General features: G+C 75.2%; 18 protein-coding genes. 16 read left to right on the top strand and 2 right to left on the bottom strand.

The features are described 5' to 3' along the window. Positions 1–28: 28 nt before the first annotated feature. Positions 29–922, bottom strand: a complete 894-nt coding sequence (locus BLU95_RS11935) for a HipA family kinase (RefSeq protein ID WP_030398292.1) — start codon at positions 920–922, stop codon at positions 29–31. A 135-nt stretch (positions 923–1,057) separates the two neighbouring features. On the opposite strand from BLU95_RS11935, the gene BLU95_RS11930 reads away from it, so the two are divergent. From BLU95_RS11930 to BLU95_RS41435, 9 genes are all read left to right on the top strand, one after another. Further along, a complete protein-coding gene (locus tag BLU95_RS11930; protein ID WP_045941742.1) occupies positions 1,058–1,498 on the top strand; it encodes an SRPBCC family protein in 441 nt (146 codons plus the stop codon). A gap of 220 nt (positions 1,499–1,718) precedes the next feature. Beyond that, complete coding sequence (locus BLU95_RS11925; protein ID WP_093860001.1) at positions 1,719–2,873, top strand: glycosyltransferase; 1,155 nt, start codon at positions 1,719–1,721, stop codon at positions 2,871–2,873. 334 nt (positions 2,874–3,207) lie between these two features. Then, complete coding sequence (locus tag BLU95_RS11920) at positions 3,208–4,731, top strand: exopolysaccharide biosynthesis polyprenyl glycosylphosphotransferase (RefSeq protein ID WP_093860000.1); 1,524 nt, start codon at positions 3,208–3,210, stop codon at positions 4,729–4,731. Positions 4,732–4,739: 8 nt separating this feature from the next. Continuing rightward, the gene (locus BLU95_RS11915; RefSeq protein ID WP_093864814.1) at positions 4,740–6,065 is read left to right on the top strand and encodes an O-antigen ligase family protein; all 1,326 of its coding nucleotides are present in this window, start codon (positions 4,740–4,742) and stop codon (positions 6,063–6,065) included. Further along, on the top strand, positions 6,062–7,792 hold the full coding sequence (locus BLU95_RS11910; RefSeq protein WP_093859999.1) for a lipid II flippase MurJ: 1,731 nt from the start codon (positions 6,062–6,064) through the stop codon (positions 7,790–7,792). Before BLU95_RS11915 ends, BLU95_RS11910 begins: the two co-directional genes overlap by 4 nt. Next, the gene (locus BLU95_RS11905) at positions 7,782–8,795 is read left to right on the top strand and encodes a polysaccharide deacetylase family protein (protein ID WP_231978528.1); all 1,014 of its coding nucleotides are present in this window, start codon (positions 7,782–7,784) and stop codon (positions 8,793–8,795) included. The genes BLU95_RS11910 and BLU95_RS11905 overlap by 11 nt, the downstream gene beginning before the upstream one ends. Next, a complete protein-coding gene (locus BLU95_RS11900; protein ID WP_093859998.1) occupies positions 8,792–9,907 on the top strand; it encodes a glycosyltransferase in 1,116 nt (371 codons plus the stop codon). Before BLU95_RS11905 ends, BLU95_RS11900 begins: the two co-directional genes overlap by 4 nt. 64 nt (positions 9,908–9,971) lie before the next feature. Further along, positions 9,972–10,829, top strand: a complete 858-nt coding sequence (locus BLU95_RS41440; RefSeq protein WP_159424865.1) for a YveK family protein — start codon at positions 9,972–9,974, stop codon at positions 10,827–10,829. Beyond that, positions 10,826–11,992, top strand: coding sequence for a GNAT family N-acetyltransferase (locus BLU95_RS41435; RefSeq protein WP_107452529.1), 1,167 nt, complete (start codon positions 10,826–10,828; stop codon positions 11,990–11,992). The genes BLU95_RS41440 and BLU95_RS41435 overlap by 4 nt, the downstream gene beginning before the upstream one ends. Before the next feature lie 12 nt (positions 11,993–12,004). On the opposite strand, the gene BLU95_RS11890 is transcribed toward BLU95_RS41435, so the two are convergent. Next, positions 12,005–13,318: a glycoside hydrolase family 26 protein gene (locus tag BLU95_RS11890; RefSeq protein ID WP_107452526.1), complete on the bottom strand. Its 1,314-nt coding sequence runs from the start codon at positions 13,316–13,318 to the stop codon at positions 12,005–12,007. 373 nt (positions 13,319–13,691) lie between these two features. Between BLU95_RS11890 and BLU95_RS11885 the strand changes: the two genes are divergently transcribed. The 7 genes from BLU95_RS11885 to BLU95_RS11855 all read left to right on the top strand — a co-directional run bounded on the left by BLU95_RS11885 (position 13,692) and on the right by BLU95_RS11855 (position 19,669). Next, positions 13,692–14,624, top strand: coding sequence for a hypothetical protein (locus BLU95_RS11885; protein WP_093859996.1), 933 nt, complete (start codon positions 13,692–13,694; stop codon positions 14,622–14,624). Positions 14,625–14,868: 244 nt separating this feature from the next. Continuing rightward, entirely contained in the window at positions 14,869–16,467 is a 1,599-nt protein-coding gene (locus tag BLU95_RS11880; RefSeq protein ID WP_030398280.1) for an ABC-F family ATP-binding cassette domain-containing protein, read from the top strand. A 388-nt stretch (positions 16,468–16,855) separates the two neighbouring features. After that, positions 16,856–17,089, top strand: a complete 234-nt coding sequence (locus BLU95_RS11875; RefSeq protein WP_030398279.1) for a helix-turn-helix domain-containing protein — start codon at positions 16,856–16,858, stop codon at positions 17,087–17,089. A gap of 232 nt (positions 17,090–17,321) precedes the next feature. Then, positions 17,322–18,128 (top strand): enoyl-CoA hydratase/isomerase family protein, encoded by an 807-nt coding sequence (locus BLU95_RS11870; RefSeq protein ID WP_093859995.1) that lies wholly within the window; start codon positions 17,322–17,324, stop codon positions 18,126–18,128. Positions 18,129–18,587: 459 nt separating this feature from the next. Further along, entirely contained in the window at positions 18,588–19,091 is a 504-nt protein-coding gene (locus BLU95_RS11865; RefSeq protein WP_093859994.1) for an Asp23/Gls24 family envelope stress response protein, read from the top strand. Positions 19,092–19,118: 27 nt separating this feature from the next. After that, complete coding sequence (locus BLU95_RS11860) at positions 19,119–19,310, top strand: hypothetical protein (RefSeq protein ID WP_030398276.1); 192 nt, start codon at positions 19,119–19,121, stop codon at positions 19,308–19,310. Then, positions 19,310–19,669: a hypothetical protein gene (locus BLU95_RS11855; RefSeq protein ID WP_093859993.1), complete on the top strand. Its 360-nt coding sequence runs from the start codon at positions 19,310–19,312 to the stop codon at positions 19,667–19,669. The genes BLU95_RS11860 and BLU95_RS11855 overlap by 1 nt, the downstream gene beginning before the upstream one ends. Positions 19,670–19,780 lie beyond the last annotated feature (111 nt).

Genomic DNA, 19,780 nt, shown 5'->3' with positions numbered 1-19,780 from the left:
GCGCCCGGGTGCGCGGCCGGCCCGGCGGTCACTCGACGTGCTGCTCCCACACCGTCTCCACCGACGGCTTGCCGTGCAGGTCCGGCACCTCGCGCAGCCAGGCCGGCCGTCCGGCCCTGGTCCGCGCGGCCCGCCGCCGCTCCGCGTCGAGCAGCTGCTCGGGGGTCGAGAACCCCTCCGGAAGCCACTCGGCCGAACGGGCCGCCCGTTCCGCCAGGTGCTCCACATAGGCCCGGCGCAGCGCCCCGACCGAGTCGAACCCCGGCTCGTCGGCCAGCCAGGCGTCCGGCACCAGGGCCACCACCTGCTCCAGCAGTCCGGCGGTGACCAGCGGCCCCAGCTCCTCGTCCGCCAGCCGCACGTCCGGGCGGTAACCGCCGAGGGCGTGGGCGCTCAGGTCGTACCGCTTGCCGACCGAGGCGCCGGCCGCGGACCAGCGGTGGTGGAAGATCAGCGCGGCGCCGTTGTCGATCAGCCAGAGCCGGCCGTGCCAGACCATGAGGTTGGGGTTGTGCACCGTCCGGTCGACATTGCCGGTGAGCGCGTCCAGCCACACCACCCGGCCGGCCTCGGCCGGTCCGACGTCGATCATGCCGGGCCGGAAGTCGCGGGCGCCGGGCAGCAGGTCCATCCCGAGGTTGACGCCGCGGCTGGCCCGCAGGATGTCCTGGATCTCGCTGTCCGGCTCGTCCTCGGCCACCGCCGGGTCGAAGTCCACCAGCCGCAGCTCCGGCACCCGCAGGCCGAGCCGCCGGGCCAGCTCGCCGACGATCACCTCCGCCACCAGCGCCTTCCGGCCCTGGGCGGCCCCGGTGAACTTCACCACGTAGGTGCCCAGGTCGTCGGTCTCCACCACGCCGGGCACGGAACCGCCGGCCCGCAGCGGGTCGACGTAGCGCACTGCTGTCACCTGTTCGAGCACAACCGCCACCCTAACGTCCGCGCGCGGGCGGAGGCCGCCGCCCGGCGCACCCCGTTCGCTGTGATTGGCTTGCCGGTGAGCGACACCGGCCGGACGGAACCCGGCGCCGGACGACCGACGAAGGAGAGCAGGACCATGGGACAGGTGCAGGCCACCACCGAGCGGGTCTACGACGCGGCCCCCGAGCGGGTGTACGAGGCGCTGGCCGACTACCAGGTGATCCGCCCCAAGCTGCTGCCCGCGCAGTACAGCGAGTACGAGGTCCGGGTCGGCGGCACCGGGGCGGGCACCCAGGTGCACTGGAAGCTCCAGGCCACCGAGAAGCGGATCCGCGACTGCCTGCTCACCGTCTCGGCGCCGCGGCCGGACCAGCTGGTGGAGAAGGACGCCAACTCCAGCATGGTGGTCACCTGGACCGTCGCGGCGGCCGGCGAGGGCCGGACCAGGGTCACCGTCACGGCCACCTGGCAGGGCGCGACCGGTATCGGCGGCTTCTTCGAGCGGACCTTCGCGCCCAAGGGCCTGAACCGGATCCACGACGAGGTGCTCGCCAACCTGGCCGCCGAGGTGCGCTGAGCCCGAGCGCCGGAGGCGCGGCCCCGGTCCGGCGCGGGCCGGGGCCGGTTCGGTCGGGCCCGGGTCGGGGTCGGCCCGCCCGCCCCGCCGGCTCGCCCAGGAATTCGAGGAGTTCGTCCACCCGTACGAGCGGCGCGCCGTACGGGTGGACGCCCCGCCACCTCCGGGTGACGGGGGCCCCGCGGCACGGTGCGGCCACCCTAGGCTCGCCGCCGTGCATATGACGATCCTTCACATTTCCCAACCCGTCGACGGTGGAGTGGCCCGCGTCGTGGTCGACCTGGTCCGGGGGCAGCGCGAGGCCGGCCACCGGGTGCTGGTCGCCTGTCCGCGCGGCGGCCGGCTGGCCGAGGAGGCCGCCGCGGTCGGTGCGCTGGTCCAGGACTGGCCCGCCGGCCGTTCGCCCGGCCCGGCCACCGCGGCCGAGGCCTGGCGGCTGCGCCGGATCGTCCGGGCCGCCGCGCCCGACATGCTCCATCTGCACAGCGCCAAGGCCGGGCTGGCCGGCCGGCTGGCGGTCCGCGGCGCGGTGCCCACGGTCTTCCAGCCGCACGCCTGGTCCTTCGCCGCGGTGGACGGCGCGCTGGCCGCCGCCACCCTGCGCTGGGAGCGGTACGCGACCCGCTGGGCGCACCGGCTGCTCTGCGTCTCGGTCCAGGAGCGGACCGACGGCATCGCGGCCGGACTGCACGCCGACTGGGCGGTGGTGCCCAACGGCGTGGACGTGCGCCACTACGCGCCCGCCGACCGCCGGGCGGCCCGGATCGCGCTCGGTCTGGAGCTCGACGCCCCGCTCGCGGTCTGCGTGGGCCGGCTCTGCCGTCAGAAGGGCCAGGACGTGCTGCTCGCCGCCTGGCCGGAGGTGGCGCGCCGGGTGCCGGCCGCCCGGCTGGCGCTGGTCGGCGGCGGACCGGAGGAGGCCCGGCTGGCCGCGACGGTCCGGGAGGGCGCCGAGCCGTCCCGGGTCCGGCTGGTGGGAGACGTCGCGGACCCCCGGCCGTGGCTGGCGGCGGCCGATCTGGTGGTACTGCCCTCGCGCTGGGAGGGCATGGCGCTGGCCCCGCTGGAGGCGATGGCCTCCGGGCGTCCGGTGCTGCTGACCGATGTGCCGGGCGCGCGGGAGTGCCTGCCGCCGGTCGAACGCGCGTCCGCCGTGGTGCCGCCCGGCGACGCGGACGCGCTGGTCACTCGAATGGCCGAGGCGCTGTCCGATCCGATCGAGTGCGAGCGGCGCGGGCTGCGCCTGCGCGAGCACGCCGCGGCCCGCCATGATGTTCGCTCGGTGGTCGAACAGGTGGACGCGCTCTACCGCGACCTGCTGGGGGCCGGTCCGGCGGCCGGGCGGCGCCGCGCCCGTGTCCCGCAGCGGATCTGATCGTTTCACATGCCGTGAATGACCCGCCGATCCGGCGCCGTCGTATTCGCACCCTCAACCGGTTGTGGATGAGGGGTGAAATCAGAAATACCTATTAATGGGCGGCTGGAATGAAATGGCAAGTCAACTTCCAGCATTCAAGCCAGCGTTCGGTAACGTCTGATTTTGCCTGCTTCGTTTCGATTTCACGCCGGAAATTCGCGAGGAAATCGAAAGCCGCCAGCGGCAGCAGGTGCTGTCAGGACCGCGCCCACCGGGCCGGGACGGCCGCTCCGGGCCAACCGGTGCCGGGCCGCCGTCACCCCGGGCACACAGCAGGGGAGTTCGTGCGCTGATGACCATTGACCACGACAGCGTGCCAAGGCCCGGGCGGTCCCTGTCAGGCCCGCCCAGGCCCGCCACCGGGCTGCTCGACCGCCCGGCGCGCTCCGCCCAGACCCGCAGCGCCGCCCCGGCCCGCCGGCACCGCCGCCCGGTCCGCGCCCGGCTCGCCCTGCCCGTCGCCCTGGTCGCCGTCGACGCCCTCGCCCTCTGCACCGCCACCGGCGTCGCCAACCGCGCCCTCGACCCCGCCGTCCGGGTGGCACCCCTGCTCGGCGTCGCCGCCCTGCTGCCCCTGCTCCTCCTGCTCAACCTGGCCGGCGGCCTCTACCGCACCCGCCTCACCCTCTCCGTCCTCGACGAGCTGCCCGCCCTCACCGCGCGGGCGCTCGTCGCCTCCGCCTTCGCCATCAGCCTGGCCGGCTGCCTCGAAGGCCACTGGCCCGACACCGGCCCCGCCACCCCGGCCCGGCTGATCGTCCTGCTCGGCACCCAGCTCCTGCTCGCCGTCTGCGGCCGCGCCCTGCTCTACCACCTGGTGCGCCGGATCCGCCGCAGCCGCCCCAGCCCCGTCCTGGTGCTCGGCGCCGGCCGCCTCGGCCGCCGCGTCGCCGCCGCCCTCAACGAACGCGGCGAGTACGGGATGCGTCCGATCGGCTTCCTCGACCCCGACCCGCCGCTGCTCGCCGGCGACACCGACCTGCCCGTGCTGGGCGGCCGCGAAGTACTCGAACGCGAAGTCCGCCGCCACCGCGTCCACCACGTGGTCGCCACCGCCGGCGCCGCCGACGAGGCCGAGACCGCCGCCGCCCTGCGCGACGCCGCCCGCCTCGGCTGCCAGGTCTGGCTGGTCCCCGCCCTGCGCGAGTACGGCTCCCTCACCGCCGGCCGTCTCACCGGCGCCGACCACCTCTGGGGCTACCCCTGCCTGCGGGTCGGCCGCGCCGCCACCCGCCGCCCCGGCTGGGCCGCCAAGCGGACCCTGGACGTCACCGCCGCCGCGACCGGCCTGCTGCTGCTCTCGCCCGTACTCGCCCTCTGCGCGCTCGCCGTCCGCTTCGACACCGGCCCCGGCGTCCTCTTCCGCCAGCAGCGCACCGGCCTCGACGGCCGGGTCTTCACCGTCCTCAAGTTCCGCACCCTGCGGCCCAGCAACGAGCACGAGTCCGCCACCCGCTGGAACATCTCCCAGGACCACCGGATGGGCGCCGTCGGCCGGCTGATGCGCCGCAGCTCCCTCGACGAACTCCCGCAGCTGTGGAACGTGCTCCGCGGCGACATGAGCCTCGTCGGCCCCCGCCCCGAACGCCCCTACTTCGTCATGCGGTTCAGCCAGGCCTACCCCGAGTACGCGGACCGCCACCGCGTCCCCGTCGGCCTCACCGGCCTCGCCCAGGTCAACGGCCTGCGCGGGGACACCTCGATCGAGGACCGGGCCCGCTTCGACAACCGCTACATCGAGAGCTGGAGCCTCTGGCAGGACGTCAAGATCCTGTGCCGCACCGCGGCCCTCATGCTCCACCCGGACGGGAGCTGAACAACGCCGTGGCCCTGACCCTCGCCGCACCACCGCACCCCGCCCGGCTGTTACGGCGTGCGGGCGGCGTCCTCCAGGAACGCCCAGCCCTGCTGGCCGCCGCCACCGTGCTGCTGGTCTGCGTCCCCACCGGGGAGAAGGACGTCGCCGCCGCCGTCCACATCACCGCCGCCGACCTCGCCTCCCTCGCCCTGGTCGCCCTCACCGCCGTCAACCTGCTGCGCGGCCGCACCCCCGCCCTCGGCCGCGCCGACGCCGTCCGGTTCGGCGCGATCGTGACCGCCGCCGCCGTCGCCACCGTCGGCTCCATCGACCCGGCGACCAGCCTCACCGGCTTCGTCCGGCTCACCCAGGTGTTCGTGCTCGTCCCCGCCGCCGTGCTCTGCTCCCTGCGCGACCGCACCGACCAGCGCCTCGTCCTCGGCTCCTTCGTCGCCGCCGCGCTGATCCAGGGCGTCGTCGGCGTCCACCAGTTCCTCACCGGGACCGGCGCCTCCTACACCGGCCGCCCGATCCGCGCCGTCGGCACCTTCGGCGCCCTCGACATCATGGCGATGTCCACCGTCGTCGCCTACGGCCTGCTCGCCGCCCTCGCCCTCGCCCTCGGCGAACGCGGACCCGACGGCGACCCCCGGCTGCGCCGGGCCATGTTCGCCGCCGCCGCCTTCCTCGCCCTCCCGCTCGCCGTCTCCTTCAGCCGCGGCAGCTGGATCGCCACCGCCGCGGCCGCCACCGTCCTGCTGCTGCGCGCCGACGCCAGGCTCGCCGTCCGCGGCGCCCTGCTCGGCGCGGCCGCCGCCGTCGTCCTCGTCGGCGGCCTCGGCCTCGGCGGCTCCGGCGTCACCGACCGGCTCAGCTCCATCGGCTCCGTCTCCGCCGCCCCCGACCAGTCGGTCTCCGACCGCTACGACCTGTGGGCCACCGCCGGCCGGATCTGGCAGGACCACCCCGTCTCCGGCGCCGGCCCCAAGGCCTTCCAGCAACTGCGCGACAGCCACGCCCCGCTCCGGCTCTCCTCCGGCAGCGACGCCGCCGACGCCACCATCGGCTTCCAGCGCGAACCCCTGCTCTCCCCGCACAACATGTACTTCCTGGTCCTCAGCGAACAGGGCCTGATCGGCATCGTCGCCTACGGAATGCTCTTCCTCGGCCTCCTGCTCGGCTGCCTGCGCCACGCGCGCGGCCGCGGCCCCGCCCTCGCCGCCCTCGCCCTGCTCACCTGGGTCCTGATCGACTTCCTCTACGCCGACATCGGCGGCACCACCACGGTGCTGACCTCGGTCGTCCTCGGCCTCGCCGCCCGCGCGGCCCGACCCCCGGCGGGCACGCCATGACGACCGACCGACCGACCGCGCTGCCCACCACCCTGCCGGCCCCCCGCCCCGCCCCGCCCGGACCGGGACCGGCCGCCGCCCCCCGCAGCCGCTTCCTCGCCCGGGCCTTCGGCGTCACCGCCGTCCTCAGCGCCGCCGGCTCCGCCCTCGGACTGCTCCGCGACCTCCTGCTCGCCCGCTACTTCGGCGCCAACCAGGGCACCGACGCCTTCCTGGTCGCCTGGACCGTCCCCGAGACCGCCGCACCCCTGCTGATCGAGGACGCCATGTCCTTCCTCATGGTGCCCGCCTTCGCCCTCGCCCTGGTCCTGCGCGAGGAACGCCCCGACGGCCCCGACCCGGTCCGCCAGGTCGTCCGGGCCACCCTGCCCTGGCTGCTGCTCGCCCTCACCACCCTCTCCCTCGGCGCCGCCCTCGGCGCCCCCCAGCTCGTCGACCTGCTCGCCCCCGGCCTCGCCGACCCCCGACTCGCCGTCACCTGCACCCGGATCACCGCGATCACGGTGCTGCCGTTCGGCGTCGCCGGCTACCTCGCCGCCGCCCTGCGCGCCCACCACCGCTTCACCGCCCCGGCCGGCATCTACGTCGCCTACAACCTCGGCATCCTGGTCGTCCTGCTCAGCTGCCACGCCCTGTGGGGCGTGCGCTCCGCCGCGATCGGCGTCGCCCTCGGCAGCCTCCTCATGGCCGGCCTGCTGATCGGCCCGTCCCTGCGCGCCCTGCGCACCGGCCCCGGCCGCGCCGCCCGCGCCCGTCGCTCCCGCAACGCGCTGGTCCTGATCCCGCTCGCGCTGCTCCCCGTCGGCGCGTTCACCCTCACCCGCCAGGCCCAGGTCTTCATCGAGCGCTACCTCGGCTCGGGACTGCCGCCCGGCACCATCTCCCACCTCAACTACGCCGCCAAGGTCTCCCAGCTCGCCATGACCGCCGGGATCCTCATCTGCACCGTCACCTTCCCGCTGGTCGCCCGGGCCCTCGCCGCCGGAGACCTCACCGCCGCCCGCGACCGGGTCGAGAAGGACCTCGGCCAGGCCGCGGCCGTCGTCCTGCTCGGCACCGCCTTCCTGATGGCCTGCGCCCCCTCCGTGGTCGCCCTGCTCTTCGAACGCGGCGCCTTCGGCCCCACCGACACCGCCGCCACCGCCGCCGTGATCCGCGTCTACAGCTTCGGCCTGCTCGCCCAGGCACTGATCGGCGTCATGATCCGCCCCTACTTCTCGCTGCGCCCGGTGGTCCGCCGGGCCGCCGACCCCAGCCCCGAGGACGGCGGCCGCCGACTGCTCGACTGGTACCCGGCCGCCGCGATGGCCCTCGGCCTCGTCGTCACCGTCACCGTCGGACTGCTCGCCACCCCCCGCTTCGGCGCCCTCGGCCTGGCCGCCGGCAACGCGGCCGGCATCACCACCGCCGCCGCCCTGCTGCTGCGCGGCCTCGTCCTGCGCGGCATCCCGCTGCGCCTGCGGCGCGTCCTCGGCGGCCAGGCCCGGCTGCTCGCCGCCGCGGCCGGCGCCGCCGCCCTCGGCGCGCCGGTGGCCGGCCTCACCGCCGACCCGCTGCTCTCCACCGTCCTCGGCGGCCTCACCGTCGCGCTGGCCTTCGCCGCCCTGGGCACCGGTCTCGGCGCCCACGAGGTGCGCGGTCCGGTCCGCGCCGCCGTCCGGGTCCTGGGACCCGTTCCCGACCCGTCACCTGTCGCCGATGAAGGGAACCCTCCTCATGGACGCTGAACGGGGAACCGTCAGGTCGGCCCCGCCGGGCGTACGCCGCCCGGCCGCGCCGACGGCCGGCGGCCGGCGCACCGAAGCGCCGCTCACCGACGTGCCGCTCACCGAGGGGCCGCGCGCCGACGCGCCGGCCACCGACAGGCCGCGCGCCGACGCGCCGCACACCGACCCGCCGTACCCCGGCGCCCGCCGGCCGGCGGCCCGGCTGCCCAGGAGCCGCCGCCCCCTCACCGACGCCCCCACCGCCGAGACCACCTCGCCGTGGATCCTGATGTACCACTCGGTGGCCGTCGAGAAGGAGGACCCGTACCGGCTCACCGTCAGCCCGGAACGGTTCGCCGAGCAGATCGCCTGGCTGCACCGGCGCGGCAAGCGCGGCGTCTCGGTCCGCGAGCTGATCCGGGCCAGGGCGGCCGGGCGGGCCGACCGGCTGGTCGGCCTCAGCTTCGACGACGGCTACGCCGACTTCGCCCGCCACGCCGTACCGATCCTCCAGGCCTACGGCTTCACCGCCACCGCCTACGTCGTCGCCGACCTGCTCGGCCGCGCCAACGACTGGGACAGCGAAGGCCCCCGCAAGACCCTGCTCACCGTGCAGGAGGTCACCGACCTCGCCGCCGCCGGCTGGGAGATCGGCTCCCACGGCCTCGGCCACCAGGCCCTGCCCGGACTCCCCGCCGACGTGCTGACCGCCCAGACCCGGGAGAGCCGACGGCTCCTGGAAGAGGTCGTCGGCGGCCCCGTCACCGGCTTCTGCTACCCCTACGGAGCCGTCGACCTGGCCGCCACCCTGGCCGTCCGCGACGCCGGCTACGACTACGCCTGCGCCATCGCGCACTCCCCGCTCACCGGCCGGTACGCGCTGCCCCGCTGCTACGTCGGCGACCGCGACGGCGCCTGGCGACTGCGCGCCAAACGCGGCCGCCACCGCCTGCGCGACACCGTCACCGAACTCCGCCGCCACCGCCTCGCCACCCGCGCCGGACGCCTCCGGAGGGTGCCGTGAGGATCCTGCACATCGTCACCGGCCTCGCCTCCGGCGGCGCCGAACGCCAGCTCCACCTGCTGCTCCGCCACCTGCCGGCCCACCAGCAGTGCGAAGTCCTCGCACTGACCAACCCCGGCACCGTGGCCGCCGCGCTGCGGGCCGACGGCATCACCGTCCACCACCTCGGCATGCGCGGCAACCGCGACCTCGGCGCGCTGCCCCGGCTGGCCCGCCTGGTCCGGGCCGGCCGCTACGACGTGGTGCACACCCACCTCTACCGGGCCGGACTCTACGGACGGCTCGCCGCCCGGCTCGCCGGCGTCCGGGCGGTGGTCGCCACCGAGCACTCGCTGCACGCCGGAGTGATCGAGGGCCGCCCGGTCACCCGCGGCGTCAAGGGCCTCTACCTGGCGGCCGAACGCCTCGGCACCACCACCGTCGCGGTCTCCCGGCAGGTCGCCCAGACCCTGCACGCCTGGGGCGTGCCGCCGGCCAGGGTCGAACTCATCCCGAACGGCATCGACGCCGCCCGCTACCACCACCCGCCCGCCGACCGGGCCGGCACCCGCGCCCGCCTGCGCGCCGAACTCGGCCTCCCGCCGCACGCCTGGGTGATCGGCGGGATCGGCCGGCTCGTCCCCGGCAAGCGCTTCGCCGTTCTGGTGGAGGCACTCGCCGCACTGGACCCCGCCGCCCGACTGGTGCTGATCGGCGAAGGCCCCGAACGCGCCGCCCTGGAACGTCTGGCCGACGACCTCGGCGTCCGCGACCGCCTCGTCCTGACCGGCGAACGCGACGACGTCCCCGACCTGCTCACCGCACTCGACGTGCTCGCCGCCCCCTCCACCGAGGAGACCTTCGGCCTCGGCGTGCTGGAGGGGCTCGCGGCCGGCCTGCCGGTGCGCCACAGCGCCTGCCCGGCCCTGGACGAACTGCCGCCCAGCGCCGCCCCGCAGGCCCGCCGGATCCCCTCCGGGGCGGCCGCCTACACGGCCGCGCTGCGCGACCTGCGCCATCTCGACGACCTCGGCGCCGACCCGCTGCCCAGGCCGCCCGCGGTCGGCCACTACGACATCGTCCGGGTCGCCGCCGACCTCGGTGCGCTCTACGACCGGCTGGCCCGGGCTTGAGCCGGCAGCACCCCCGCAGACACCGGGCCGCCGGCCGGGCGGCCCTCATAGCCAAGGAGTCCCCATGAGCGAATCGCGCCGCAGTGCCCGTCGGCTCGTCGGCCGATGGTGGCCGATGGCCCTCGCGGTGCCGCTGGGCGCCGCCGCCGGCGCCGGGTACGCCGTCGTCGCCCACCCCTCGTACGCCGCCAACTCCTATGTGATCGTGGTGCCCGACGCCCAGGGCCAGGCCGCCACCGCGGTCAACTTCGCCCAGGCGTACGGCCGGCTGGCGGGCCAGCCGCAGGTGCTCGCGGCGGCCGCCGCCGAGACCGGGCACAGCCGCGGCGAACTGGAGAGCCTGGTGCACGGCACCACCTCGCCGGACGCCCCGATGATCGAGATCACCGGCACCGGCGCCGAGCCCGGGGAGGCGGTCCTGGCGGCGGACGCGGTCGCGCGTTCGTTGGTGGCGTTCGCCAACGGCAGCAGCAAGGAGACCGGCGTCCGCCTGGTCCCGCTGGCGGCCGCCGCCGAACCGGACCGGCCGACCACGCCCTCCGGCAAGCTGGACGTCGCGGTCGGCGGCGCGGCCGGGGTACTGATCGGCGCGCTGGTGATGATGACCCGCCGCCGGGGGACCGGGACCGCTGCCGAGGAACTGCCCGCCGGGTCCGGTCCCGCGACCGCCCCGCGCCCGCGCGCCGCCGAACCGGACCCCGACCCCGCCGGCCCGTCCGGGCCGACCGATGCCGCGACCGCGAAGCCCGGGAACGCGAAGTCCGGTACCGCGAAGCCCGGGTCCGCGACGTCCGGGGCCGCGAAGTCCGGGGCCGAGAGGTCCGGAACGGCGAAGGCCGGGCCCGCCGGGGCGGGCACCGGTCCCACGACCGAGCCGCGGGCCGAGGCCCGGGCCGGGACGACGGCGGGGGGCGGACGATGAGCACCGAGGCCGTCACCCCCACCGCGGGCCTCCCCGCCCAGGCCCGCTCGCCCCGCTGGACCACCGAGCTGCGCCGCGAGGACGACGCCCTCGACACCCTCGCCGAGGAGTGGGACGACCTGGCCGCCCGCTGCCGCACGGCCACCACCTTCCAGACCGCCGCCTGGCAGCGCTCCTGGTGGCGCCACTACGGCCGCCCCGGCGCCCTGGTCGTGCTGCTGGTGCGGCGCGAGGGCCTGCTGGTCGGCGCGGGCGCCTTCCACCGCCGCGGCGGCCCGCTCGGCGGACTCACCGGCCTCGGCGGCGGCCTGGTCGACTTCACCGACATCCTGCTCGACGACGCCTGCGCCGACCGGGCCGCCGCCGAGTTCGCCGCCGCCCTCCCGCTCACCCGCCCCTGGCACAGCCTGGAGCTGCGCGAGGTCCACCCGGAGGCGGCCGTCCAGCGGGTCTTCGAGCAGTGGCGCGGCCGGCGCCACCGCTTCACCGACTCGCTCTGCCAGTACCTGCCCGCCGTCCCGATGGACCAGCTCCTCAAACGGCTGCCCGGGAAGACCGCCCAGCGCAGCCGGGTCAAGCTGCGCCGGATCGCCGAATCCGGCGTCGAGGTGCGCGCGACGAGCCCCGAGGAGGTCCCGGAGGCACTGGAGGCGCTGCTGCGGCTGCACTTCGTCCAGTGGGAGGAGCGCGGGGTGACACCGGAGCACCGCACCGAGCGGTTCTCCCGGCACCTCACCGAGTCCACCGCGGCACTGGTCGCCGCCGGCGGCGCCGCCGTGCACCGGTTCTGGCTGGACGGCGAACTGCTGGCGGTCAACCTGGTGCTGCTCTGCCCCTCCTACAGCGGCCTCTACCTGTACGGCGCGCACCCCCGGCTGCGCGAGCGGCTGGACATCGCCGGGCTGCTGTTCGGCGCCGCGCTGGACGAGACGCTGGCGGCGGGGATCCCGGTGATAAGCCTGCTGCGCGGCCAGGAGGCCTACAAGCAGCGCTGGCGCCCGGACCGGCTGCCGAACCAGCGGCTGCTGTTCGGCCCGCGCGGCCCCGCCCCGGCGGCCGCGGCCCGGGGCGGCGCCGTCCGCGCCCGGCGGGCGGCGGTCCACCTGCTCAGCACCCGGATGCCGCGGCTCAAGGCGGCGCTGGCCGCCCGCCGCCGCGGCTGACCGCCCGCCCCACTACCACCAGGGCCACCAGTGCCACCCCGGCCGGGCGGTCGGCGAGGGGGAGGGCACCGCGGGCGGCGACGACGGGACCGCCGGGGCGGTCGGACTGACCGGGGCCGTCGGCGCCGCCGACGGCGACGGCTCGCCCGGCCCCCCGGGGCTCGGCGGCGCCGTCGGGGTGGCGGACGGCGAGGGCGGCGCGGTCGGCGCACCGGGCTGCGCCGGCTGCGCCGGGACGCTCGGCGCCACCGGTGCGACCGGTGCCGGCGGCGGCGTCGGCGCCGCCGGGGCCCCCTTCGAGCCGGCCATCAGCTGCCTGAACCGGGCACCGGCCCGCGGGTTCCGGTCGCACTGCCAGAACCCGTGCGGGCAGTAGTCGGTGACGGTCTGGTACGCGGTGTCGTGGGTCCGGATCCACTCGACCATCCGCTGCACGAACTCCGGGTTGTCCCCGTTCCGGAACAGCCCCCACTCCGGGTACGAGACCGGCTTGCCGCGCTTGGCCGCGAACTCCACCTGGTCCTGCAGCCCGTACGGCTCGCGCACGTAGTCGTCGAAGGTCCCGCCGGCCGGCTGGTCGTAGCTGTCCATGCCCAGGATGTCGACCACGTCGTCCCCCGGGTAGCACTTCGTCCACGGGATCGCGTCCAGCCCCCGGTTCGGCGTGAAGTCGAACCGGAAGCGCTGCCCCGGCACCGAACGCATCACCGTGACGATCCGCCGCCAGTACGTCTTCCAGGCGGCCGGATCGGGCTTGCAGCGGTGCGTGTAGGTGACGCCGTTCATCTCCCAGCCGAGCGTGAGCACCGTGTCCGCGCCGCCGAGCGCGACCAGACGCCGGGCCAGCTTCAGGAAATGCCGGTCGAAGTCACCGCGCGCCCCCTGGGCCAGCAGCCGCGCCACCTCGCCGTCCGGCACACCGGCCTCGTTCGGCACCAGCATCGGCACGCCGAGGATCAGCATCCGGGACGGGTCCGCCAGCCGCCACTGCGACCACAGGCCGAGCACCACCGGCTCGCCCTCGATGTCCGCCCAGCCGTTGCCCGCCAGATAGGTGTGCCCGACCTGCATGTTCGCGTTGCCCAGCCACTGCGAGTACCGCCCGATCTGCGGGATGTACTTGTCCCAGGAACCGACGAAGGCCCCGAACGGCGGCTCGTGCGGCGGCCGCTGCACCACCGGGCGGGGCGCGGCCCCGCGCGGCGAGATCCCGTCCGAGGAGAGGGCGTGCCGCTCCGTCTGGCCCAGCGGCGTGCCGGCCGGAACACCGGCCGTGGTGAGCAGCAGCAGGGTGGCGGCGGCCAGCGCCAGGCGGCCGAATCGCATGGTCTCTCCTCGGGCGGTTCCCCGGACGGTGCCGCGGGCGGGGCAGGCTGGGCGGAGGCGGACAGGGGCACGCACGGTGGTGTCCCGATTGCCGACAGTAGGGCCGCCCGGCCGAGGAAAAGCCGAATGTCACCCTAAAGTGGGCGATATTCGAACGCCGTCCGGCGGTGTGCCGTGTATCACCTCCGTAACAGTCCTGACCGTCCCGGGAGCCCTACCGCGCGGCCCCGCCCGGAGGCCCTCCGGGCCCGACGGCGCAGGTCGCCGGGCGGGTACGGGAGACCCGCGCGCAGCCGGCCCGAGCGCCTGCGCCGTTCGGCGGCACGGCGAATCGCGGCTGACTCGCGCGGCCGCCGAAAGGTACGCTCCGCCCGTGTCCTGGAAGTCGCGCGCCCTCAGCCCCCGATCGATCCTGCCTGCCCTGGCGGTGCTGCTGGTCCTTGTGGCGGGCGCCGCCGCGCACGCCAACAAGCCGGTCCCGTTCGGCGACCGGGTGGCCGCACGGAGCGCCACGGACCCGAGCACCGACGCCACCGCGACCCTCGACGCCGCCGACCTCGACCTGCGGGTCGGCCCCGGCCTGGAGGCCTACCACCGGGCCACCGGCGAGCACGCCTGGTCCTACCAGCGGGAGGGCGCCACCGCGCTCTACCTGGCGACCGCGGGCGAGAACGCCGTGGTCGTCTGGGACGACGGCCTGGTCACCTCGGTGCGCCCCGGCGACCAGCAGGTCCGCTGGCACCGGGCGGTACCCGGCCTCGCGGACTGGCTGCGCGGCGCCGGCGAGCCGGGCGCCGACAAGCGGACCGAGGAGCAGCGCAAGCAACTGGCCACCGAGCGGGCCGCCGCCGCGCTGCGCACCGTCCAGCAGACCACGCCCTGGGTGGCCGTGGTCACGCCCCAGCTCACCATGGGCTTCCGGGACGCCGACGGCGACCTGCGCTACAACTCCAAGCCCGCCGGCAACTGCGTCTACGACCCGGAGCGCACGGTCGCCACCGACTACGCGGTGCTGGTCCCGCGCAGCTGCGCCAACAGCACCGGGCAGCAGGTCTCCGGCGGCATCTCCGGCTACCGGCTGGACAGCACCGGCTGGCAGCTGAACGCCGGTCCCGGCGTCTCGATGAAGGCGCTCGACGGGCGCCGGGTACTGATCTCGGACGGCCCGATCGTCGCCCCGCGGGTCTTCGACACCTGGGCCGCAGCCCCCGAGGCCGCCTGCGGCAGCGTGGCCGAGCCGTTCGCCGCCGTCCCCCCGGCCGGAGGCTGCGCGGCACCGGACGCGGACAGCCCGCAGGCCCGTTAGCGGCCGGCGGCCGGCCCCCGGTCCCGCCCGGCCGGGGCCCGCCCGGTGCCCCGGGCGGGCGGCTCCTCCGGGGCCGCGCGCGCGGCCCGGTAGACTTGCCGTCATGGCTGTTCTCTCCGGGCACTAGCGGGTGCGCGGCACCGCCCCGAGCGGTCCGCCGAACCCCGTCGACGACGCCCCTTCCCGCCGCCCCGGCCCGAGCCCGTCCGGTCGCCCGCCCACGTCCCAGGAGTAGTGCCCAGCCATGATTTCCGTCAACGGCCTCGAACTGCGCGCCGGCGCCCGGATCCTGATCGAGTCCGCGAACTTCAAGGTCGCCGCCGGTGACCGGATCGGCCTGGTCGGGCGCAACGGTGCCGGCAAGACCACGCTGACCAAGGTGCTGGCCGGCGAAGGCATCCCCGCGGCCGGCAGCGTGATCCGCTCCGGCGAGGTCGGCTACCTGCCGCAGGACCCGCGCACCGGCGACCTCGACGTCCTGGCCAAGGACCGCATCCTCTCCGCCCGCGGCCTCGACACCGTGCTGAAGAAGATGCGCGAGAACGAGGACCGGATGGCGAACGGCAAGGGCGCCACCCAGGAGAACGCGATGAAGAAGTACGCGCGCCTGGAGACCGAGTTCCTCACCAAGGGCGGGTACGCCGCCGAGGCCGAGGCCGCCACCATCGCCGCCGCGCTGGGCCTGCCGGACCGCATCCTCAACCAGCCGCTGCACACCCTCTCCGGCGGTCAGCGCCGCCGCGTCGAGCTGGCCCGGATCCTGTTCTCCGACTCCGACGTGCTGCTCCTCGACGAGCCCACCAACCACCTCGACGCCGACTCGATCGTCTGGCTGCGGGACTTCCTGAAGACCTACAAGGGCGGCTTCATCGTCATCTCGCACGATGTCGAGCTGGTCGAGACGGTCGTCAACAAGGTCTTCTACCTGGACGCCAACCGCTCCGCGATCGACGTCTACAACATGGGCTGGAAGCAGTACCAGCAGCAGCGCGAGGACGACGAGAAGCGCCGCAAGCGCGAGCGCGCCAACGCCGAGAAGAAGGCCGCGACCCTCAACGCGCAGGCCGACAAGATGCGCGCCAAGGCCACCAAGACCGTGGCCGCGCAGAACATGGCCCGCCGCGCCGACAAGCTGCTCTCCGGCCTGGAGCAGGTCCGGATGAACGACAAGGTCGCCAAGCTGCGCTTCCCGGACCCGGCCCCGTGCGGCAAGACCCCGCTGACCGCCAGCGGGCTGTCCAAGTCCTACGGCTCGCTGGAGATCTTCACCGACGTCGACCTGGCCATCGACCGGGGCTCCCGGGTCGTCGTGCTGGGCTTCAACGGCGCCGGCAAGACCACCCTGCTGCGGATGCTCGCCGGGGTGGAGAAGCCGGACACCGGCGAGGTGATCCCGGGCCACGGCCTGAAGATCGGCTACTACGCCCAGGAGCACGAGACCCTGGACCCGGAGCGCACGGTGCTGGAGAACATGCGCTCCTCGGCACCCGACACCGACCTGGTGCAGATCCGCAAGATCCTCGGTTCGTTCCTGTTCTCCGGCGACGACGTCGACAAGCCGGCCGGGGTGCTCTCCGGCGGCGAGAAGACCCGGCTCGCGCTGGCCTCGCTGGTGGTCTCCAGCGCCAATGTGCTGCTGCTCGACGAGCCGACCAACAACCTGGACCCGGCCAGCCGCGAGGAGATCCTCGGTGCGCTGCGCGAGTTCAGCGGCGCGGTCGTGCTGGTCACCCACGACGAGGGCGCGGTCGACGCGCTCCAGCCGGAGCGGATCATCCTGCTCCCCGACGGCGTCGAGGACCTCTGGAGCCCGGCCTACGCCGACCTGGTCTCGCTGGCCTGATTCCGCCACGTCAGGGCCCGGTCGTCCGTACGGACGACCGGGCCTTCGTGTTCCCGTCCGGCCGGCGGTAGACGCTTCCTCCGCTTTCTGCGCCAGAAAAACTACTCCTTCCGGCGTGTCCGGGAATGAAGGGGTCGCGCATTCCGTTTGAGGAGCTTCCGTCAGCCCACCACTCGATCGTGGGCGGGCCCACGCTGCTGATCAGCCCATTCGCTCCGAACGGCGGTAGACCTCCGGGGGCGTGCACTCAGCGTGAGCGCCCTTGTGCGCTCGGATCACCACCGCAGGACCGCCCATTCCAGACATGGACCTTGTCGAATGGGTGGCCAGGACGCGGTGGATGGGTGATCATGGGAATCTGACCGAGCAACGCTACGAGGAGGCACGGGTGGCCGAGACTCTGAAAAAGGGCAGCCGGGTAACCGGTGCCGCGCGTGAGAAGCTCGCGGCCGATCTCAAGAAGAAGTACGACTCCGGGGCGAGCATTCGCGCCCTCGCGGAGGAGACCGGTCGCTCGTACGGCTTCGTGCACCGAATGCTCAGCGAATCCGGGGTGATCCTCCGGGGCCGCGGCGGTGCTACGCGGGGCAAGAACAAAGCCGCAGCCGGGGCCGGTTCCTGACGCCCCGTCACTTCATCGGACGGATGACTCGGCGGCAGGGCGCCGACCGGGAAGGCGACCGTCGATCGCCCGCCCCCGGCCAGAGCGAACCGGCCGCCGATCGTCATGTCGCGGCCCGGCCGTGACCCGGTCGCAGGCCGCCGCGCGACGATCGGCCGTGGGCCCCTGCCGCTGCGCCGTCAGTTTTGTTACTCTCCGGTAGCCAAGCACCCTCGCCACCGGAGGTCCCCGCATGACCGCTCCCGCCACCGATCCGCAGACCCCGATCCGGGAGCAGGACGGCGTTCGCCTGGAGATCGACGGCGACCTCGCCGTCGTCACCCTCTGTCAGCCCGCGCGGCGCAACGCGCAGTCCCCCGCGATGTGGCGCGCCCTCGCCTCGGTCGGCCGCGAGCTGCCCGGGAACGTCCGGGTGGTACTGCTCCGCGCCGAGGGCGTCTCCTTCTCCGCCGGCCTGGACCGCGCGATGTTCAGTCCCGAGGGCATCCCCGGCGAGCCCAGCTTCCTCCAGCTGGCCGCCGCCGAGGACAAGGAGCTCGACGCCACCATCGCCGGCTACCAGGAGGCCTTCACCTGGTGGCGCCGGTCCGACCTGGTCACCCTCGCCGCCGTCCAGGGCCACGCCGTCGGCGCGGGTTTCCAGCTCGCCCTCGGCTGTGACCTGCGGGTGGTCGCCGAGGACGTCCAGTTCTCCATGAAGGAGACCTCGCTCGGCCTCGTCCCCGACCTCGCCGGCACCAAGCCGCTGACCGACCTGGTCGGCTACGCCCGGGCGCTGGAGATCTGCGCCACCGGCCGCTGGGTCGGCGCCGACGAGGCCACCGCGATCGGCCTGGCCAACCTCGCCGTCCCGGCCGCCGAGCTGGACGCCGCCGCCCGCGACCTCGCCGCCGCCCTGCTCGCCGCGCCGCGCGACGCGGTCATCGAGACCAAGGCCCTGCTCCAGGGTGCTGCCGGCCGCTCCTACGACGAGCAGCGCTCGGCCGAACGGGCGGCGCAGGCCCGCCGGCTCCGCGACCTGGCCGGCCTCGGCGACTGACGGCACCCCCCGGGGCGGTCGGAACGCCCGCCCCGGTGCCCGAGGAGACTTTGCAAAGTGTGACTTTGCAAAGTCCCCTCGGACGCGAGAGGTCTTTGCAAACAGCTGCTCGAGGGGCCCGGGCCCGTGGGATCTCCCACGGGCCCGGGCTTTTTCGTCCGTCGGGCCGTCCGGCCGTCCGCCGGGCCCCTCCATGCGCCCGTCCGTCCGTGTGCGCGTCCGTTCGGGTGGGCGGCACTTTGCAAAGTCGCACTTTGCAAAGTTTTGCCGGATCACCGGATCAGGCGGGGCGGTGCGGACGGACGCACGGAGGGGCCCGGCGGACGGCTGCCCGCCCGCCTCCCGCTGCCCACCCGATCCGTCCGTCCGTCCGGCTGCTCCGGGGGCGGGAACCGTGGCGAAATGCCAGAGTTGGAGCGATTTGCGATATAGCTGGAGCCGCACAACGGGAGATGAGCCATGCCTGACACTCCGACGCCCGCCACCCTGCACAAGAACCCCTCGGCCGGTGCCGCGTCCTCGACGGGCGCCGACGGCGCGACGGCGGTCGCCGAGCGCGGCCGCACCGCGCTGGCCGTCGGCGTGGTCGAGAAGATCGCCGGGATGGCCGCGCGCGAGGTCAGCGGAATCCACGCCCTCGGCTCCGGCCTCGCCCGCACCTTCGGGGCGATGCGGGACCGGGTCCCCGGCGGGCGCAGCAGCATCGGGCGTGGCATCAAGGCCGAGGTGGGGGAGAAGCAGACCGCCATCGACATCGCGCTGGTCGTCGAGTACGGCGTCGTCATCCCCGAACTCGCCCGCCAGGTGCGGGAGAACATCGTGGACGCGGTCGAGCGGATGACCGGTCTCGAGGTCGTCGAGGTGAACATCGCCGTCAACGACGTCCACCTGCCCGACGAGCCCGACGTGGTGGAGGAGGAAGAGGAGCCCCCCTCCTCCGGCCAGCGCCCCAAGCTGAAGTAGCCCGCAGCGGAAGACGAGGTGGAACGCATGAACCTGGCCATCGTCGGCCTGGTGGTGGGAATGGCCCTGGGCTTCGCCGGATACTTCGGCGGGTTCGCGGCCTTCCTGCTGGTGGCCGCGCTGGGGGTGGTCGGATTCGTGGTCGGCCGTCTGCTGGAGGGCGACATCGAGCTCGGCGAGCTCGGCGACCTGCTGCGCAGCCGCGACCGGCGCCGCTGATGGCGGCCCTCGTCCCCGCGCCCGCGCACGGGGATCCCGGCACGCGCGGCCGGTTGCGGATCGCCGACCGGGTCTACGCCCGGATCGCCGCCAGGGCCGCCCGGGAGGCGCTCGCCGATGCCTGGCAGGGGCGGAGCGCGCGCGGCGGGCCGCCCACCGTCTCGGTGGACCGGGCGTCCACGCCGGGTGCCCCGGTCACTGTGCGGGTCGCCGTCGACCTGCCGTTCCCCGCGGATCTCACCGCCCTGGCCCGTGCCGTCCGTGACCGGATCGGCGCCGACGTCCGCGCCCTGACGGCCACCCGGGTGGCCGAGGTCGTCGTGGTGGTCGAGCACCTGGTGCCGGAGGCGGCGGGATGAGTACCTGGCGGAGCGCCGGGGTGGGCCGGCGGGAGGTCTGGGCGTCCGGCGGCCACTGCGGTGGCGGCACCGGGCCGGGCTGGGGCCGGGGTCGGCCGGGGCCGGGCGGCG

Origin of the sequence: Streptomyces sp. TLI_053 (genome assembly GCF_900105395.1) — a bacterium.
Classification (GTDB): Bacteria; Actinomycetota; Actinomycetes; order Streptomycetales; family Streptomycetaceae; genus Kitasatospora.
Note: the sequence above shows the minus strand (reverse complement) of the source record. Positions and strands in the feature narration are given on the sequence as shown.

What these genes read in the sequence shown, in the direction of transcription:
- BLU95_RS11930 (WP_045941742.1), top strand. Translation starts at nt 1,058, where the DNA reads ATGGGACAGGTGCAGGCCACCACCGAGCGGGTCTACGACGCGGCCCCC.
- BLU95_RS11925 (WP_093860001.1), top strand. Translation starts at nt 1,719, where the DNA reads ATGACGATCCTTCACATTTCCCAACCCGTCGACGGTGGAGTGGCCCGC.
- BLU95_RS11920 (WP_093860000.1), top strand. Translation starts at nt 3,208, where the DNA reads ATGACCATTGACCACGACAGCGTGCCAAGGCCCGGGCGGTCCCTGTCA.
- BLU95_RS11910 (WP_093859999.1), top strand. Translation starts at nt 6,062, where the DNA reads ATGACGACCGACCGACCGACCGCGCTGCCCACCACCCTGCCGGCCCCC.
- BLU95_RS11905 (WP_231978528.1), top strand. Translation starts at nt 7,782, where the DNA reads ATGGACGCTGAACGGGGAACCGTCAGGTCGGCCCCGCCGGGCGTACGC.
- BLU95_RS41440 (WP_159424865.1), top strand. Translation starts at nt 9,972, where the DNA reads ATGAGCGAATCGCGCCGCAGTGCCCGTCGGCTCGTCGGCCGATGGTGG.
- BLU95_RS41435 (WP_107452529.1), top strand. Translation starts at nt 10,826, where the DNA reads ATGAGCACCGAGGCCGTCACCCCCACCGCGGGCCTCCCCGCCCAGGCC.
- BLU95_RS11890 (WP_107452526.1), bottom strand. Translation starts at nt 13,318, where the DNA reads ATGCGATTCGGCCGCCTGGCGCTGGCCGCCGCCACCCTGCTGCTGCTC.
- BLU95_RS11880 (WP_030398280.1), top strand. Translation starts at nt 14,869, where the DNA reads ATGATTTCCGTCAACGGCCTCGAACTGCGCGCCGGCGCCCGGATCCTG.
- BLU95_RS11870 (WP_093859995.1), top strand. Translation starts at nt 17,322, where the DNA reads ATGACCGCTCCCGCCACCGATCCGCAGACCCCGATCCGGGAGCAGGAC.
- BLU95_RS11865 (WP_093859994.1), top strand. Translation starts at nt 18,588, where the DNA reads ATGCCTGACACTCCGACGCCCGCCACCCTGCACAAGAACCCCTCGGCC.
- BLU95_RS11860 (WP_030398276.1), top strand. Translation starts at nt 19,119, where the DNA reads ATGAACCTGGCCATCGTCGGCCTGGTGGTGGGAATGGCCCTGGGCTTC.
- BLU95_RS11855 (WP_093859993.1), top strand. Translation starts at nt 19,310, where the DNA reads ATGGCGGCCCTCGTCCCCGCGCCCGCGCACGGGGATCCCGGCACGCGC.